This window comes from Bradyrhizobium sp. HKCCYLS2038 (assembly GCF_051167655.1).
Lineage (GTDB): Bacteria > Pseudomonadota > Alphaproteobacteria > Rhizobiales > Xanthobacteraceae > Bradyrhizobium.
The window spans coordinates 31389-47262 of record NZ_JBNPTM010000004.1 but is presented as its reverse complement, the minus strand read 5'-3'; the positions used below and the strand labels follow the sequence as shown (position 1 = coordinate 47262).

General features: G+C 65.8%; 16 protein-coding genes and 3 tRNA genes. 15 read left to right on the top strand and 4 right to left on the bottom strand.

The window, feature by feature from the left end; translation table 11 throughout:
* The first annotated feature begins 77 nt into the window (after nt 1-77).
* Together ACQR1I_RS18240 and ACQR1I_RS18235 are read left to right on the top strand one after the other, a co-directional pair.
* Nucleotides 78-806 (top strand): SDR family oxidoreductase, encoded by a 729-nt coding sequence (locus ACQR1I_RS18240; RefSeq protein WP_434865942.1) that lies wholly within the window; start codon nt 78-80, stop codon nt 804-806.
* Nucleotides 807-919: 113 nt separating this feature from the next.
* The gene (locus ACQR1I_RS18235; protein WP_434865941.1) at nt 920-2995 is read left to right on the top strand and encodes a methyl-accepting chemotaxis protein; all 2076 of its coding nucleotides are present in this window, start codon (nt 920-922) and stop codon (nt 2993-2995) included.
* Nucleotides 2996-3124: 129 nt separating this feature from the next.
* On the opposite strand, the gene ACQR1I_RS18230 is transcribed toward ACQR1I_RS18235, so the two are convergent.
* Both ACQR1I_RS18230 and ACQR1I_RS18225 read right to left on the bottom strand, forming a co-directional pair.
* Nucleotides 3125-3430: a hypothetical protein gene (locus ACQR1I_RS18230; RefSeq protein WP_434865940.1), complete on the bottom strand. Its 306-nt coding sequence runs from the start codon at nt 3428-3430 to the stop codon at nt 3125-3127.
* Nucleotides 3431-3496: 66 nt separating this feature from the next.
* Complete coding sequence (locus tag ACQR1I_RS18225) at nt 3497-4069, bottom strand: hypothetical protein (RefSeq protein WP_434865939.1); 573 nt, start codon at nt 4067-4069, stop codon at nt 3497-3499.
* A 115-nt stretch (nt 4070-4184) separates the two neighbouring features.
* On the opposite strand from ACQR1I_RS18225, the gene ACQR1I_RS18220 reads away from it, so the two are divergent.
* The 3 genes from ACQR1I_RS18220 (at nt 4185) to ACQR1I_RS18210 (ending at nt 6982) form a co-directional block, all read left to right on the top strand.
* Nucleotides 4185-4844, top strand: a complete 660-nt coding sequence (locus ACQR1I_RS18220; RefSeq protein WP_434865938.1) for an AAA family ATPase — start codon at nt 4185-4187, stop codon at nt 4842-4844.
* A gap of 12 nt (nt 4845-4856) precedes the next feature.
* Complete coding sequence (locus ACQR1I_RS18215) at nt 4857-5741, top strand: hypothetical protein (protein WP_434865937.1); 885 nt, start codon at nt 4857-4859, stop codon at nt 5739-5741.
* Between the two features lie 305 nt (nt 5742-6046).
* On the top strand, nt 6047-6982 hold the full coding sequence (locus ACQR1I_RS18210; protein ID WP_434865936.1) for a hypothetical protein: 936 nt from the start codon (nt 6047-6049) through the stop codon (nt 6980-6982).
* Nucleotides 6983-7022: 40 nt separating this feature from the next.
* Here ACQR1I_RS18210 and ACQR1I_RS18205 read toward each other — a convergent pair.
* Nucleotides 7023-7097, bottom strand: a tRNA-Ala gene (locus ACQR1I_RS18205).
* Between the two features lie 624 nt (nt 7098-7721).
* Nucleotides 7722-7796: transfer RNA gene (locus ACQR1I_RS18200), tRNA-Thr, on the bottom strand.
* Between the two features lie 361 nt (nt 7797-8157).
* Here ACQR1I_RS18200 and ACQR1I_RS18195 point away from each other — a divergent pair.
* From ACQR1I_RS18195 to ACQR1I_RS18150, 10 genes are all read left to right on the top strand, one after another.
* The gene (locus ACQR1I_RS18195; RefSeq protein WP_434865935.1) at nt 8158-8337 is read left to right on the top strand and encodes a hypothetical protein; all 180 of its coding nucleotides are present in this window, start codon (nt 8158-8160) and stop codon (nt 8335-8337) included.
* A 23-nt stretch (nt 8338-8360) separates the two neighbouring features.
* Entirely contained in the window at nt 8361-10076 is a 1716-nt protein-coding gene (locus ACQR1I_RS18190; RefSeq protein WP_434865934.1) for an FAD-dependent oxidoreductase, read from the top strand.
* A 141-nt stretch (nt 10077-10217) separates the two neighbouring features.
* Complete coding sequence (gene murA / locus ACQR1I_RS18185; protein WP_434865933.1) at nt 10218-11507, top strand: UDP-N-acetylglucosamine 1-carboxyvinyltransferase; 1290 nt, start codon at nt 10218-10220, stop codon at nt 11505-11507.
* 24 nt (nt 11508-11531) lie between these two features.
* Nucleotides 11532-11981: a DUF2948 family protein gene (locus ACQR1I_RS18180; RefSeq protein ID WP_434865932.1), complete on the top strand. Its 450-nt coding sequence runs from the start codon at nt 11532-11534 to the stop codon at nt 11979-11981.
* An 87-nt stretch (nt 11982-12068) separates the two neighbouring features.
* A complete protein-coding gene (gene hisD / locus ACQR1I_RS18175) occupies nt 12069-13364 on the top strand; it encodes a histidinol dehydrogenase (RefSeq protein ID WP_434865931.1) in 1296 nt (431 codons plus the stop codon).
* Nucleotides 13361-13867, top strand: a complete 507-nt coding sequence (locus ACQR1I_RS18170; protein WP_434865930.1) for a UPF0262 family protein — start codon at nt 13361-13363, stop codon at nt 13865-13867. Before hisD ends, ACQR1I_RS18170 begins: the two co-directional genes overlap by 4 nt.
* Before the next feature lie 54 nt (nt 13868-13921).
* Nucleotides 13922-14392 carry a low molecular weight phosphatase family protein gene (locus ACQR1I_RS18165; RefSeq protein ID WP_434865929.1) on the top strand — a complete coding sequence of 157 codons (471 nt, stop codon included), beginning with the start codon at nt 13922-13924 and terminating at the stop codon, nt 14390-14392.
* A gap of 179 nt (nt 14393-14571) precedes the next feature.
* Nucleotides 14572-15201, top strand: coding sequence for a Maf-like protein (locus tag ACQR1I_RS18160; RefSeq protein WP_006613056.1), 630 nt, complete (start codon nt 14572-14574; stop codon nt 15199-15201).
* Between the two features lie 48 nt (nt 15202-15249).
* On the top strand, nt 15250-15447 hold the full coding sequence (gene yacG, locus ACQR1I_RS18155) for a DNA gyrase inhibitor YacG (RefSeq protein WP_434865928.1): 198 nt from the start codon (nt 15250-15252) through the stop codon (nt 15445-15447).
* Between the two features lie 162 nt (nt 15448-15609).
* A tRNA-Phe gene (locus ACQR1I_RS18150) sits at nt 15610-15685 on the top strand.
* Nucleotides 15686-15874 lie beyond the last annotated feature (189 nt).

Here is a 15874-nt window from a genome sequence, read left to right as displayed (position 1 = left end):
ATCCCCCGCGGATTGGTCCCGACATCGCGGGCTTGCTTTGCTAGGTTGATCCGCAAAAGACCCGGGAGGAGACCAGGATGACAGGTGAACTCGAAGGCAAAGTGGCCGCCGTGACCGGTGCGGCCTCGGGCATCGGTCTCGCCAGCAGCGAGGCGATGCTGGCGGCCGGCGCGCGGGTCGTGATGGTCGACCGCGACGCCGCGGCACTGGCGAGCTTGCGCGCGCGGCATGGCGAGGCCGCCATCCCCATGGTCATTGATCTGCTCGATGCCGCCGATTGCGCCACCCTGCTGCCGCGCGTCCTCGATGCCGCCGGCCGGCTCGACATTTTCCACGCCAATGCCGGCAGCTATCTCGGCGGCGACCTGGTCGATGCCGCGACCGACGCGATCGACCGCATGCTGAACCTCAACGTCAACGTCGTGATGAAGAACGTCCGCGACGTCCTGCCGCACATGATCGAGCGCGGCTCCGGCGACATCATCGTCACCAGCTCGCTCGCCGCGCATTATCCGACGCCGTGGGAGCCGGTCTATGCGTCCTCGAAATGGGCGATCGACTGCTTCGTGCAGACGGTGCGCCGCCAGGTGTTCAAGCACGGCATCCGCGTCGGCGCGATCTCGCCGGGTCCTGTTGTGACCGCGCTGATCGCCGACTGGCCGGCGGACAAGCTGCGAGAGGCGCGCGCATCCGGCAGCCTGCTGGAGCCTGCTGACGTGGCCAATGTCATCATGTTCATGCTGACGCGTCCGCGCGGCATGACCATCCGCGACGTCGTGATGATGCCGACCAATTTCGATTTGTAGGACGCGCGCGAGCGCCTGCGCTAAGGAGTGGCCGTAAATCTACGGAAGCGATCCTAAGCAGAGCCTTAATGATCGAACGGTAGGTTCGCCGGGTTCAAACCCGGGATTCAACGATGAAGATCGGCCGCCTCTTCGCTATTTCCATGCTTTCGGTGACGGCCCTGGCCGTTCTCCCCGCCGCACAGGTCGTGATCGAGCAGGTCAGGGCGGTCAACGACAAGGCCGAAGCCATCAGGGCCGTGGAGGCCTTTGGCGCCGTGCTGCTCTACGTGCAGGATGTCGTCGGCCATCGCGCGCCCTACATCACGCCGCTGTTTCAGGACACCCAGGCGACGCCGGCGCAGCTCGAAGGCGTGCGCAAGATCAGGCAGTCATCGGAGGCGTCGTTCGCCAAGGCGCGTGCGCAGCTGGCCAACGTCTCCGACAGCGAGGCGCTCACGCGCAGCCTGGAGCAGGCGTCGTCGAAACTGTCCGAGATCCTGGCCAAGGTCGATCCCGCGCTGAGCACGCCCTTGAGCGCCCGCGATCAGGCGGTGATCAAGAGCTTCCTCCCCGGCGTCACTCAGGCGGCGCTTGCGATCGAGCCGATCCTGAACCGGCTGCAGAACCGCATCGCCAATGCGGACGCGTCGCTGACGACGCTGCTCGACGTCGCCCGCACCGCGCAGGATCTGCGCGTCACCGCCGGCGGCCGCGCCGCCGCGCTGTCGCCGGCGCTCAGCGCCCGCCGCGCCGTGACCCCGGCCGAGAAGGCGGCGATGGACCGCGCCGTCGGCCGCACCGAGGTCGACCGCGAGCGCCTCGACTCCGGCATCGATCAGCTCGGCAATCCGGAGCGCCTGCTCGCGGCGTTCAAGGAGGCGAGGGATGCCTATTTCAGTCGTGCCGTTCCGATCGTGGACAAGGAGATCGCCACCGGGCTCGGCGACCTCAACTACACGCTCAACGCCGATCAGCTCGCCGAGACCGTCGTCCCCGCCGTGCAGAAATTCTTCGTCGTGCGCGATGCGGCGATTGCCGAGGCGCGCGACCGCGCCGTTGCGGCGCGCGACGCGGCCTATGTGATGCTCGCGCTGGCGACGCTGGTGGTCCTGGCGCTCGCCGGCATTCTCGTGTTCGTCACCATGCTGCTGCGCCGCCGCGTCATCAATCCGATCGTGAGCCTGACCGGACTGATCGGCGAGATGGCGGCGGGCCGCGACGACGTCGCCATTCCCGCTGTTGACCGCGACGACGAGATCGCAGCGATGACCGGCTCGCTGCGCACCTTCAAGGAGGCGCTGCTGGAAAAGAAGCGTGCCGAGCAGGCGGCCGCGGCCGAAGCCCAGGCCAAGATCGAGCGCGGCCAGCGCGTCGAGCGCTTCACGCGCGAGTTCGAGGCGGCGATCGGCGAGGTCGTCGGCATCGTGTCGTCGGCGTCGGCCGACCTGGAGCGCTCCGCCGGCTCGCTGACGACGACCGCCGGCCGCTCGCTGGAGCTCGCCACCGTCGTCACCTCGGCGTCGGAAGAGGCCTCGTCCAACGTGCATTCGGTCGCCGCGGCCGCCGAGGAGATGAGTTCATCGGTCAACGAGATCAGCCGCCAGGTGCAGGACTCCGCGCGCATCGCCAGCGATGCGCTGGCGCAGGCGCGCAAGACCAACGACAATGTCGCCGAGCTCGCCAAGGCGGCGGCCCGGATCGGCGACGTCGTCGAGCTGATCAACGCGATCGCCGGACAGACCAATCTGCTCGCGCTCAACGCCACCATCGAGGCCGCGCGCGCCGGCGAGGCCGGCCGCGGCTTCGCCGTGGTCGCCTCCGAGGTGAAGGCGCTGGCTGAGCAGACCGCGAAGGCGACCGGCGAGATCGGCCAGCAGATCGGCGGCATCCAGTCCGCGACCCAGGAGTCGGTCGGCTCGATCAAGGAGATCGGCGAGACCATCGCGCGGATGTCCGAGATTGCGTCGGCGATCGCCTCGGCGGTCGAGCAGCAGAGCTCGGCGACGCGCGAGATCTCGCGAAACGTCCAGCAGGCGGCCCATGGCACGCAGCAAGTGTCGGCGAACATCGCCAATGTCCGCCAGGGCGCCAACGACACCGGCTCGGCCTCCTCGCAGGTGCTGTCGGCCGCGAAGTCGCTGTCCGGCCAGAGCAGCCGCCTCCGCGACGAGGTCAGCCGCTTCCTGAACTCGGTGCGCGCGGCGTAAGACGGCGCCGGATAGAGCGGCGTCGGCGGGGCGTGCTGCTCGATCGTCCTTCGGCGAACGCAGTCGCATGAACGCCAGCGACATGCGCGGTCTCCGCAAGCACCGAGACGCATCCCTCGCGTGGGCGTCCTATTCGTCCGCCGGCGGAATCGGCGCCGCGCGGAACGCCTGCCGCCGATTGTTCAGGTTCATGATCTCGGCGGCGCGCTCCAAATCGCGCCAGAATGCGCCGCGGGGCGTGGTGAGGTCGCCCAGCTCCATGAGCGTATCGAGCGCGAGCTCGAGTTCGTTGTGCTCCAGATACTCGTCCAATTGCGTCGAAAGGCTGGCATAGGCCAGCTCGTGCGGGGGCAAAGGCTTCGGCAGCGCGTGACGGGCGCGGTCGAGCAGGGCGGTCGTCGCCTTCCAGCGCGCGATCAGCTCCATGTCCGCCATCTCATGGCTCCCTGTCATGCGCACGTTTCACAGTCGAACGTGAGCGTCGAGGCTGCGACAAAGCCCTTACTGGCCGGGCGCGAACTGGCTCCCGCGCTGCTCCGCGATTGCGCCGATCGCACCCAGCATCCGCCGGCGAATGAGGCCGCTTGCCGGCCGTATCAGCAGCCAGTACGGCAGGAACATCAGATACGCTTTGCGGTCGGGACAATACACCCGCGTCTCGGTGACGAGCCGCGTCATCTCGCCCTCGCTCTCCGCCATGAAGCCGAGCACGAGCTTCGGCGTGCCCGGCGCGTCGAAGGCCATGAACGCCTCAGGGCCGTCGATCTTCACCAGGCCGAAATCGTTTCGCCAGAACCGTCCGATCAATCCGGCGACGATGGCGTGGTCGCCGTCGCGGCCGAGCGGCGTGAAGCTCCTCAGGCCGAACGGCTGCGGCGCCGCATGCCGCGCCGGCGCCAGCGCATGCATCAGCCGCGCCGGCGTCTGCCGCAGCGCCATCGCCATGTCGGCAAAGCGGTCGCGCGGATCCCAGCCCTGGATCATGTCGAGCAACTCGCCGGGCGGACAGCGCACGCGCGCCTCGTGCCGTTCGGAGAATTGGTAGTTCGGCAGCAGGCGATCGATCAGGGACATCGGGGTCTTCCAGGATGCTCCGGCCGACTCTATCTTCGCATGGTTTTTCGTTCGCGACGACGACCAAGAGCGTGCTCCGTTCGGCCATGCGCAGCGAGCCAACGTCCGAGGGCTGATGGAGCCGCCGCCGAACTCGCAACCAAGCCGCATCCTCGTTCTCGGCCCGTCGGGCGCGGGAAAGTCGACGCTCGCACGCGCCATCGGCAGCCGCGTCGGCTTGCCCGTGGTGCACCTCGACGCGCTGTACTGGACGCCCGGCTGGGTGGCATCGGATGCCGCGAGCTTCCGCGCCAAGGTCGCGACGGCTGCGGCAGGAGATGCCTGGGTGATGGACGGCAACTATGCCAGCTCGCTCGACCTGCGGCTGCCGCGCGCCGAGGTCGTGATCTGGCTCGACCTGCCGCGCCGGATCTATTTTCCGCGCGCGGTGTGGCGGAGTCTTCGCGGCTACGGCCGCCCCCGCGCCGACGTCGGTGAAGGCAATCTCGAGCGGTTCGACTGGTCGTTCTTCCGCAACTGGGTCTGGACCTATCCCTCGCGCCGGCCCGGCGAGGCGAAGCTGATGGCCCAGCTGCCGCCGGGCCTGCACGGCATCACCCTGCGCTCGCCCGCCGACGTCAGGAGATTCGTCGCCGGGTTGCCGCTCTCGCTTGTTGAGATTTTACGTGTCTCCGGTGGACTGAGTGTATTGGCGGTGGGTACAATTGTCATTCGTTACTTCGAGCGACAGCCTTGCGGCCTTCGCTCAGCCGGAGGTACTGCTTTCCAATTGTAGAAGTGAATTTCAATGGATCGATTGCTGCAGCGCATCTGTCGGTGGATGAGAGCCGAGATTGTGATCGGGTTCCTCGTGAGCACCCTGTTCTGGATCGCTGTCCTCGGATGGCAGGCGGCCTATGCGCCGACTGAGGCGCAACGACAGAAGTGTTTCGAACTGGCCGAGCACTCTGGCCTGAAAGGTGATGAGTGCAGATCGATCTGGGAACGCACGACTTCTGACCCGGTGGCGCTCTTCACGCTCGTGCTTGCAATCTCAACGGTTGGGCTCTGGATAGCCACCATTGGTCTGTATAAGGCCGGCGAGCGACAGCTTCGATTCTTGAAGAAGAGCTCGGCCATCCAGTTTCGCGATACGCAAAAGTCAATCGCGGTCGCAGACCGCTCGGCCAAGGCGGCGGAGCGGGCACTCAGTGAGTTGGAGCGACCTTGGATTTTCGTTCATTTGTCACGGCATCTTGTTAGCCGAGGCGATGATGCTAATTCCTTTGGTGCACCACCGGTCGCCGTCTTTGAGATTGCGAACCACGGGCGAATGCCTGCGACTATAGCAGCCTGTTACATTGCTCTCGAGGGAGTACATCAGACTGAGCCTTCATCAGGACTACTACGTGATGAATTCCACATCTCTATCGGACCCCAAGAAAGGTCAGGAAAGCTGCAAGTCGATTGCCCTGGTGGCTTGGCAAAGTACGGCGTAGTGGTCGATTTGCTCTCTCAGGAGGTTCATCCTGTGCCTGAATTGGATCAGCTAGAGAGCTTTTTCTTTTACATCTTGCTAGAGTACTCAGATGTAAGAGGTAAGTCTTACACTAGCAGCTTCTGCTGGCGGTTTGACTTGGGAGTAAATTACTGGGTCGGGTTTGGTGGGCGTCAACGTAACTATCTCACATAATTGTGCGCGGAGTTACGGTGACAGCGCTGTCACCGTAATTTCTTCTGGCAGAGGGGGTGCTTTGATGCGGTTCGGCCGTCCGATGATGCTTAATCGACGTCCAGTTAAGGGTTCTGTGCGTGAGCCCCGTTGAAGATGCCGTCGGGCGAGTTTTGTTCAGTTGTTTGAATCGAGTAACGCGTGCGTTGCGTGTCGACAAAAAGTTGAGCTCGAAAGCAATTCAGTTAGTATTGAGAGCGAATATGTCTGCTGGAAATTGCGTGCCAAGAACTGGAAGCTGATGGGGCTTGGGCGGCGGGGCGACAATGGCAAAAGAAAATGTGGATCCTAAGAAGATTGCACTGCAAGCAATTCAAGAGGCGCTCAATATTTCGTCAAGCGGGTTGCCTGAATTCGAAAAGAAGATGCTTCTCGATGTAGTGGAAATATTTCGGGCAGCGGGGTGGAGCGTGACGGCTGCCGGAGGTCGGCGCCGATTCTCTCCCGACCTTGTTGCAACTCGTGTCGAACTTGGTCGAGAGCGGCGGTACGGAGTTGAACTTAAATTCAAGCTTGATGCCATAACTATCAGAGAGCAGCGAAGTCGCTTTCAAAACTGGTTACAGCAGGTCAAACAGCCCTTTCAGGATTTTGATGAGTTTTGGCTCGTTGGAACTGAATATGTTGGCGAGCCAAAAGAACTTGCTTACATTAAGGAGGGAAATTTTCGAGTGTTTGATCTGAAGGAGCTTAGGGCCGTCGTTGCTCCACCTCGGTCCAAGAAGTCCAAGTCGCGGACAAAAATCGGGAAGTCGGTAGAAGCGAACTACAAGGCCATTCAAGTGGCCATTGCTGCGCTCACTCTTCAGATCGACGGCAAAATTGAAGTGTTAGCTGACGAGCGTCCGAATTCTCCAGAGGCCATCGCCGCCAGGAAAAGCCAGATATCCGAACTCGAAGGTATGCGTGCTCAATTAGAGGCCATTCGAAGCGCAGTTACGGCGTACGTTAACGGACACGAAAAGGAAACTGTTGTCGTTAAGACGGTGAGCACCTTCAAGGAAGGGCTGTACGGATGGTGGTCAAAGCGACATGCGAATATCTGCGACAATGCCGCAGCTGGAAGTCTCTTCTTGGGGTCAGCAAGTCTGCTGCATCTGCTGAATGCCGATTCGGCAATAGCAGTGGCGATCGCAGGCACTATTTTTGGAGGAGAAACGGTTGTAAAGGCGCTAAAGGCGCTGCCCAAAAAGCTGATTTAATAGGCGGCCAGCTTAGTTATTTGAGAAAGTCCGACCGAGATGGTGCTGCTGTACAGGATTGATCTGTCGACATCTTCCTTGCCACGGGAGTGCTCTGTCACTGAGCTACGGCAGCAGGATTGCGTTGGTGCTTCATCAAACAACAAAGCCTCCCGCATACCCGCCATGCCCAAACTGCCCGTCGTGCCACTCTGCCGCAACAATTCCCCTTGCACCGTCGGGCAAATCACCTGCACATTTTCGGCCGTCCCGTGCTCATCGAAGAGGGGCGTTCGCGAGTCGTCACGAGCGTTGGGTGGGGGATGCGATGGCCGGATCGGGTTGCAAGCTACGCATTCGCGAGCGGACGAACAATCTCGATGCGGACGGAGAAGTCGCGTGGTCCTGGCCTCCCGGTGCCGAGGTCAAGCTCGCTGATGTGCGTCACGCGCGTCGCGGGTGATGGGGGCAAACAAGCCGGTCCCCAGGGAGAGCGCGTATAATCCGTAAGCCCATTGCGCAGGGAGGGCCGGGCGTGTTCGGCCAGACCTGTGGTACCTGCCGCCTGCATTTTCTTTCGCAGGCGGGCCACGGGCGCGGCCAGCGCCCGGCCTTCCCTGCGCCCTCGATCTCGAAGAGGGCGATCCTGCCGCAAAGCTCGGACGCATCAGCGCCGCGAGGCCGATGATGTACATCTGCGATCGTGCGACGACGGGTCTGCGTGACGGCGGAAGGTGTTGCGAGGCTTGGAGGGATGCCCTGGTGCTGCCGGACAGGATTGAACTGTCGACCTCTCCCTTACCAAGGGAGTGCTCTACCACTGAGCTACGGCAGCAAAGGGACTCGCGGGGGCCGGCCCGAAGGCTGCGACCGAACGCGGGCGGTTCTTGCCACAAGGTCCCCTCCTGCGCAAGCGCGGCTCGCCCGGTTTTCGGGGAAAGACGCCGGCCCGAGGGGGCAAAATCCAGCGAAGGGCCGCCGAATCGGGGCGAAATCGTCGTTCGGGCCGCGATCGGCACCGTTGGCGGCGAGAATCGCCGGAAATGGCCATGGGACGTGCCGGCACCTCCCCATCCGGGCAGGCGACGCCGGAAAAGGCGGAACCTACCGTCTGCGTCGCCATCCCCTCTTGGCTTTCGCGTTCGCAGCATCAATTGTGCGCATGGCGAGCAGCGGTATTTGCGACCGGAGGAGGGATGACGGATCAGACCAGCAAGGCGCCGCAGAAATCATCGCGCGAGGAGCGGCTGAAGCAGGCGCTGCGCGAGAATTTGAAGCGGCGCAAGGCGCAGAGCCGGGAGCGCAGCCAGGCGGCGGCAGAGGATGACAGCTCGGACCAGGCCGCGCCCGGCGACCAGGATGATGTGACGCATTGAGCAGAGCGGAAGCGGGGAGCGTGATGGCGGCGAATGACGGGACGACGGCGAACGCGGCACAGCCAGCGGATCTGGCGAAGAGCTTCGCCCGCTTCGAGCAGACCTTTCCCGAGCTGACCGCGTCGGAGATCACGCGCCTGCGTGGCTTCGGCGAGATCCAAACCTATCGCGACGGCGAACTGCTGTTCGAGACCGGCAAGCCCGGGCCCGGCATGTTCGTGATTCTCAAGGGCCACGTCGCCATCACCCAGCGCGATGGCCTCGGCCACGTCACGCCGGTCATCGACCAGGGGCCGGGTCAATTCCTGGCCGAGATCGGCCAGCTCTCCGGCCGCATCGCGCTGGTCGATGGCCACGCCGAGGGCGAGGTCGAGGTCATCCTGATTCGCCCCGAGAAGCTGCGTGCGTTGCTGATCGCCGAGGCCGACCTCGGCGAGCGCATCATGCGCGCGCTGATCCTGCGCCGGGTCAATCTGATCCAGGGCGGCGCCGGCGGCCCGGTCATGATCGGCCCGCCGCAATCGGCCGCGATCGCGCGGCTGCAGAGCTTCCTCACCCGCAACGGCTTTCCGCACCATCTGCTCGATCCGGCCACGGATCACGACGCCGCCGACCTGATCGCGCGCTATTCGCCGACGCCGGCCGAGCTGCCGCTGGTCGTCGTGTCCGATGGCAGCGTGCTGCGCAATCCGAGCGAGACCGAGCTCGCGCGCGCCGTAGGCATGATCGGCGGTCCGCGCAGCGAGAAGATCTACGACGTCGCGGTCGTCGGCTGCGGGCCGGCGGGACTGGCGACCGCGGTGTATGGCGCGTCGGAAGGTCTGTCCGTGGCGGTGCTGGATTCGCGCGCGTTCGGCGGCCAGGCCGGCGCCAGCGCGCGTATCGAGAACTATTTTGGCTTTCCAACGGGGATCACGGGGCTGGCGCTGACTGCGCGCGCCTTCAACCAGGCGCAGAAGTTCGGCGCCGAGATCATGATCCCGGTGTCGGTGGCCGCGCTCGATTGCGAGCGCAAGGCCGGCGCCTTCGTGCTGGCGCTGGAGGGCGGCGACGAGGTGCGGGCGCGCTCGGTCGTGGTCGCCAGCGGCGCGCGCTATCGGCGGCCGGGGCTCGACCGGCTCAAGGAGTTCGAGGGCCGCGGCGTCTGGTACTGGGCGTCGCCGATCGAGGCGCGGCTGTGTGCGGGGCAGGAGGTTGCGCTGGTCGGCGGCGGCAATTCGGCGGGGCAGGCCGCGGTGTTTCTGTCGGGCCACGTCAAGAAGGTGCGCATGATCATCCGCGGCGGCGGCTTGGCTGCGTCGATGTCGCGCTACCTGATCGAGCGCATCGAGGCGACGCCGAACATCGAGCTGCTGTTCAATACCGAGGTGGTCGCACTCGACGGCGGCACTGACACCGGGCTCGCACGCATCACCTTGAAGAGCCGGCTGTCCGGCGAGGAGACGCCCGCTGACATCAGCAATCTGTTTCTGTTCGTCGGCGCCGATCCGGCCACCGGCTGGCTCGGCGATTGCGGCGTCACGCTCGACCGCGCCGGCTTCGTCGTGACCGGCGCGCAGTCGGAGCAGAATGCCGGGCGGATGGTGTCACCGCTGGAGACCTCGGTGCCCGGCGTCTTCGCGGTCGGCGACGTCCGCTCCGGCTCGGTCAAGCGCGTCGGCGGCGCGATCGGCGAGGGCGCCCAGGTGGTGGCGGCGCTGCACGGCTTTCTCGCCGATCCGCTGGTGCCTCCGGTGTGATTCGGGAGCGGCGGATTGCACAGGCAGGGGACGAAATCCCCGAGGTTGCGCCCCGCCGTTGCGAACCCATCAAATCGCCGTAATGTCGGTCCTGTTGCGCCCATCTCAGCCAAATTTCCCGGTCAGCCCAGCAGGATCAGCATGGATCGCATTCGCATCGTCGGCGGCACCCCGCTTCACGGCACCATCCCGATTTCGGGCGCGAAGAACGCCGCGCTGCCGCTGATGATCGCAGGCCTGCTGACGCAGGAGACGCTGATTCTCGACAACGTCCCGCGGCTGGCCGACGTCGCGCAGCTGCAGCGCATTCTCGGCAATCACGGCGTGGACATCATGTCGGTCGGCAAGCGTCCGGGCGACGGCCAGTACCAGGGCCAGACCCTGCAGATCTCCGCGGCTGACATCATCGACACCACGGCGCCGTATGAGCTGGTGTCGCGGATGCGGGCGAGTTTCTGGGTGATCGCGCCGCTGCTCGCGCGCATGCACGAGGCGCGGGTGTCCTTGCCCGGCGGCTGCGCCATCGGCACGCGGCCGGTGGATCTCCTGATCATGGCGCTGGAAAAGCTCGGCGCCAGCATCGACATCGACGCCGGCTATGTCGTCGCCAAGGCGCCGGGCGGCCTGCGCGGCGGCACGATCGATTTCCCCAAGGTCACCGTTGGCGGCACTCACGTGGCGGTCATGGCGGCGTCGCTCGCCAAGGGCACGACGGTCATCACCAACGCCGCCTGCGAGCCGGAGATCACCGATCTCGCCGACTGCCTCAACAAGATGGGCGCGCGCATCTCCGGCGCCGGCACGCCTGTTATCGAGATCGAGGGCGTGGCGTCGCTGCACGGCGCGCGGCATACCGTGCTACCCGATCGCATCGAGGCGGGCACCTATGCGATCGCGACCGCGATGACCGGCGGCGACGTCCGGCTCGCCGGCGCCCGGCCCGAGCTGCTGCAATCGGCGCTCGACGTGCTGGCGGAAGCAGGCGCGGAGATCTCGAGCGATGCCGATGGCATCCGCGTTGTGCGCAACGGTCACGGCATCCGTCCGGTGCAGGTCACGACCGCGCCGTTTCCCGGCTTCCCCACCGATCTGCAGGCCCAGCTTATGGCGCTGATGGTGCGTGCGCAGGGTGCGTCGGCGATCACCGAGACCATCTTCGAGAACCGTTTCATGCACGTCCAGGAACTGGCGCGGTTCGGTGCGCGTATCAGTCTGGACGGCGAGACCGCGCGGATCGAAGGCATCTCGACCCTGCGCGGCGCGCCTGTGATGGCGACCGACCTGCGCGCGTCGGTGTCGCTGGTGATTGCCGGGCTGGCGGCGGAGGGCGAGACCATGATCAACCGTGTCTACCATCTCGATCGCGGCTTCGAGCGGCTCGAGGACAAGCTGAAGGCCTGCGGCGCCACCATCGAGCGCATCCGCGAATGAGGGCTTGGCCAAGAGGATGATGTGGTGACCGACCGGCTCAAACTGATCGCGCTCGACGCCGATGATCTCGCGGTGATCTCGGCACATGTGCAGGACGCGCGGGTTGTGCCGGCCGACATCATCTGGCGCCAGGCCGAGAAGCGGCTGGTGATCGGCATGAACCGGCTCGACTGGGACCAGGCGCTGCACGGCGAGAGCGAGCCGCGCCGGCTGCTTTCGGCGTTGCGTTTCGACCGGGTGCTGGCCTGCAAGTCGCGCCGCATCGACCTCGCCGCGCCGGATGCGGCGCTGGAGCTGATCGGCATCGAATTCCATGCCGGCAGCGAGGCTCCGGCCGGCAGCGCGCTCTTGCTGTTCTCCCATGGCGGGGCGCTGCGACTGGATGTCGAATGCCTGGAATGCGAGCTGACCGATCTCGGCCAGGACGATCTCGGTGTCGGCGCGATCGACGACGTGCCGCCGCTGTCGGGGTAGGGCAGGGTTCAAAGGGTTGACGGCCCCGCGCTGCCGCGCCATTGAGCAGGGGGTCGGGGGCAGCCACCCCTTCGGAAAGTGCCAGAGATGCCCATTCGCCTGTCCCGCGCCAGCGCCGATTTCGACGCCCAGTTTCGGCAGTTTCTCGCCGCCAAGCGCGAGACCTCCGCCGACGTCGAAGCCGCCGCCCGCGCCATCGTCGACGACGTCGCCCGGCGCGGCGATGCGGCGCTTCTCGAGGCGACGGCCAAGTTCGACCGCCTGGAGCTGACCGCCGCCACGCTGCGCGTCACGGCGGGCGAGATCGAAGCCGGGGTGAAGGCCTGCGATGCGGCGACCGTCGATGCGCTGAAATTCGCCCGCGACCGCATCGAGGCCTTTCATCTCAAGCAGCTGCCGTCCGACCAGCGCTTCACCGACGCCGCCGGCGTCGAGCTCGGCTGGCGCTGGAGCGCGATCGAATCCGCCGGTCTTTATGTGCCCGGCGGCACCGCGGCCTATCCCTCCTCGGTGCTGATGAATGCCATTCCCGCCAAGGTCGCCGGCGTCGGCCGGCTGGTCATGGTGGTGCCGGCGCCCGATGGCAGGCTCAACCCGCTGGTGCTGGCGGCCGCGCAGCTCGGCGGCGTCTCCGAGATCTACCGCGTCGGCGGCGCCCAGGCCGTGGCCGCGCTCGCCCATGGCACCGCGACGATCGCCCCCGTCGCCAAGATCGTCGGCCCCGGCAATGCCTATGTCGCCGCTGCCAAGCGGCTGGTGTTCGGCAAGGTCGGCATCGACATGATCGCCGGCCCGTCCGAGGTGCTGGTCATCGCCGACGACAGCGGCAATGCCGACTGGATCGCCGCCGACCTGCTCGCCCAGGCCGAGCACGACGCCAGCGCGCAGTCGATCCTGATCACCGACAGCCGCCGCCTGGCCGATGACGTTGCCCGCGCCGTCGAGGGCCAGCTCAAGACCTTGCCTCGCGTGGCGATCGCCGGCGCGTCCTGGGCCGATTTCGGCGCCATCATCGAGGTCGACAACCTCGACCAGGCCGTGCCGCTGGCGGATGCCATCGCCGCCGAGCACCTGGAAATCATGACCGCCGACCCCGACGCCTTCGCCGCCAAGGTCCGCAATGCCGGTGCAATCTTCCTGGGCGCGCACACGCCGGAGGCGATCGGCGACTATGTCGGCGGCTCCAATCACGTGCTGCCGACCGCGCGCTCGGCGCGGTTCTCCTCCGGTCTCGGCGTGCTCGACTTCATGAAGCGCACGTCGCTGTTGAAATGCGGTCCTGACCAGTTGCGCGCGCTGGGACCAGCGGCGATGACTCTGGGCAAGGCCGAGGGTCTCGACGCCCATTCGCGCTCCGTGGGAATACGTCTCAACCTGCCATGACCCAGAACCCGCCAGGCGACGACCGGACCAATCGCATCGTGGCGGTGACGCTCGACGAGGAGTCGATCGGCCGCTCCGGTCCGGACATCGAGCATGAGCGGGCGATCGCGATCTATGACCTCGTCGAGGAGAATCTGTTCGCGCCCGAGGGCGCCGACGGCAATGGTCCCTTCACTTTGCATCTCGGCATCACCGCCAACCGGCTGATGTTCGACATCCGCAAGGAGGACGGCACCCCGGTCGTGACGCACCTGCTGTCGCTGTCGCCGTTCCGGCGGATCGTGAAGGACTACTTCATGATCTGCGACAGCTATTACAACGCGATCCGCACCGCGACGCCGGACAAGATCGAGGCCATCGACATGGGCCGCCGCGGCATCCATGACGAGGGCTCGCGCACCCTGCAGGAGCGGCTCAAGGGCAAGGTGCGGGTCGACTTCGAGACCTCGCGCCGGCTGTTCACCCTGATCACGGTGCTGCACTGGAAGGGCGAGGGCCAGTGACGCCGCGCGCCCGCCAGCGCGCGTCCCAGCTTTCGGCCAAGGGCGCCTAGGCGCATGGCCGAGGGGCCGCCGCGCGCGCGCCAGCCGCAGGCGGTGCTGTTCGCCTGTGGCCAGAACAGCGTGCGCTCGCCGATGGCCGAGAGCCTGCTGCGCCAGATGTTTCCGCAGGCGCTGTACGTCCGCTCTGCCGGCGTCAAGAAGGGCGAGCTCGACCCCTTCGCCGTCGCCGTGATGGCCGAGCTCGGCCAGGACATCTCGCAGCACAAGCCGACCACCTTCGCGGAGCTCGAGGACTGGGAGGGACTCAACTTCGACCTCATCATCACCCTCTCGCCCGAGGCGCATCACAAGGCCCTCGAGCTGACCCGCACCATCGCCGCCGACGTCGAATATTGGCCGACGCCGGATCCGACCAATACCGACGGCAACCGCGAGCAGAAGCTCGCCGCCTATCGCGAGGTCTGCGACGGCCTGTTCACGCGCATCCGCAAGCGCTTCGCCAAGCCGGGTCCGGCCGCGTTGTGAGCTCCGGGTCCCGAGCGCGGTGTCATCGAACCGAAATGCCAGCGTCGTCCTCAGCTCAAACTCGCGCCTTAGAGCAGGCTGTCGCAGCTTGCCGCACCCTTCGGGTTGTGGAATGACAGCCCTTCCGATAGGTTCCGCGCGCCCGCCCCGCCGCTTCCGAATCCCCTAGCGAAATCAGCATGCTCGGCCGTCCCAAAATCGTTCTCGCATCCGGTTCGCCGAGGCGTCTCGCGCTGCTCAACCAAGCCGGCATCGAGCCTGACGCACTGCGCCCCGCCGACGTCGACGAGACGCCGAAGCGCGGCGAGCTGCCGCGCGCCTGCGCCAACCGCCTTGCCCGCGCCAAGGCAGATGCGGCGCTGAAATCGGTCCAGCTCGACGACGAGCTGCGCGGCGCCTTCATCATCTCCGCCGACACCGTGGTCGCGGTCGGCCGCCGCATCCTGCCGAAGGCCAATCTGGTCGACGAGGCCTCGCAGTGCCTGCGGCTGCTGTCCGGCCGCAACCACCGCGTCTACACCGCGATCACCCTGGTGACGCCGAAGGAGGCGTTCCGCCAGCGCCTGGTCGAGACCCGCGTCCGCTTCAAGCGGCTCAGCGAGGACGACATCCAGGCCTATATCGGCTCCGGCGAATGGCGCGGCAAGGCCGGCGGCTACGCCGTCCAGGGCATCGCCGGCTCGTTCGTGGTCAAGATGGTCGGCTCCTACACCAACGTCGTCGGCCTGCCGCTGTACGAGACCACGACCCTGCTCGCCGGCGAGGGTTTTCCGATCCGCTTCGGCTGGCTCAACACCGTCGGCGTCTGAGCGCAGGATGGGGGTGCATCCGCCCGTCGGGACGCCTAAATAGCGGCCATGTCCGACGAATCGACCAGCCCGAAGACCGCCGCCCCGCCCAAGCCCATCCGCCGCTGCCCGGTCTGCAACCGGCCCGCCGCGGAAGCGTCCCGCCCGTTCTGCTCGCCGCGCTGTCGCGACGTCGACCTGCATCGCTGGCTCAGCGGCTCCTACGTCATCCCGGCCGCCGAGGGCGACGAGGAGGACGTCGAATAAATCAGTATTTTCATCGTCTTGGGCCGGCGATGCCGGCGCCCGGCGGCGCGGCTGGGCAACTGCAAAAGGAATGTGAAAACTTCGCGTCTGGGCGGTAGACAGCACCGTCCGCGCCCACTATAAACCGCCGGCTCGCAGGGCTTTTTGCCCCTCACGAGACCTGCCCAGGTAGCTCAGTTGGTAGAGCATGCGACTGAAAATCGCAGTGTCGGTGGTTCGATCCCGCCCCTGGGCACCATCATCCTTTCCGGACCCGTTCTTTCCCGTGCGCGCCGGTTCGCCGCTCAGCTAGATTCGCCATAAAATCAGACGCTTCGGCGTCTATAAAAGCCCGATACGGTTCGCGGCCGTTCGCTGGCATCCGGCTCTTTTGGGTACACTGTAGGTACACTGAATTGGCCGGGTACACTGGAGCGGCTCACTATTG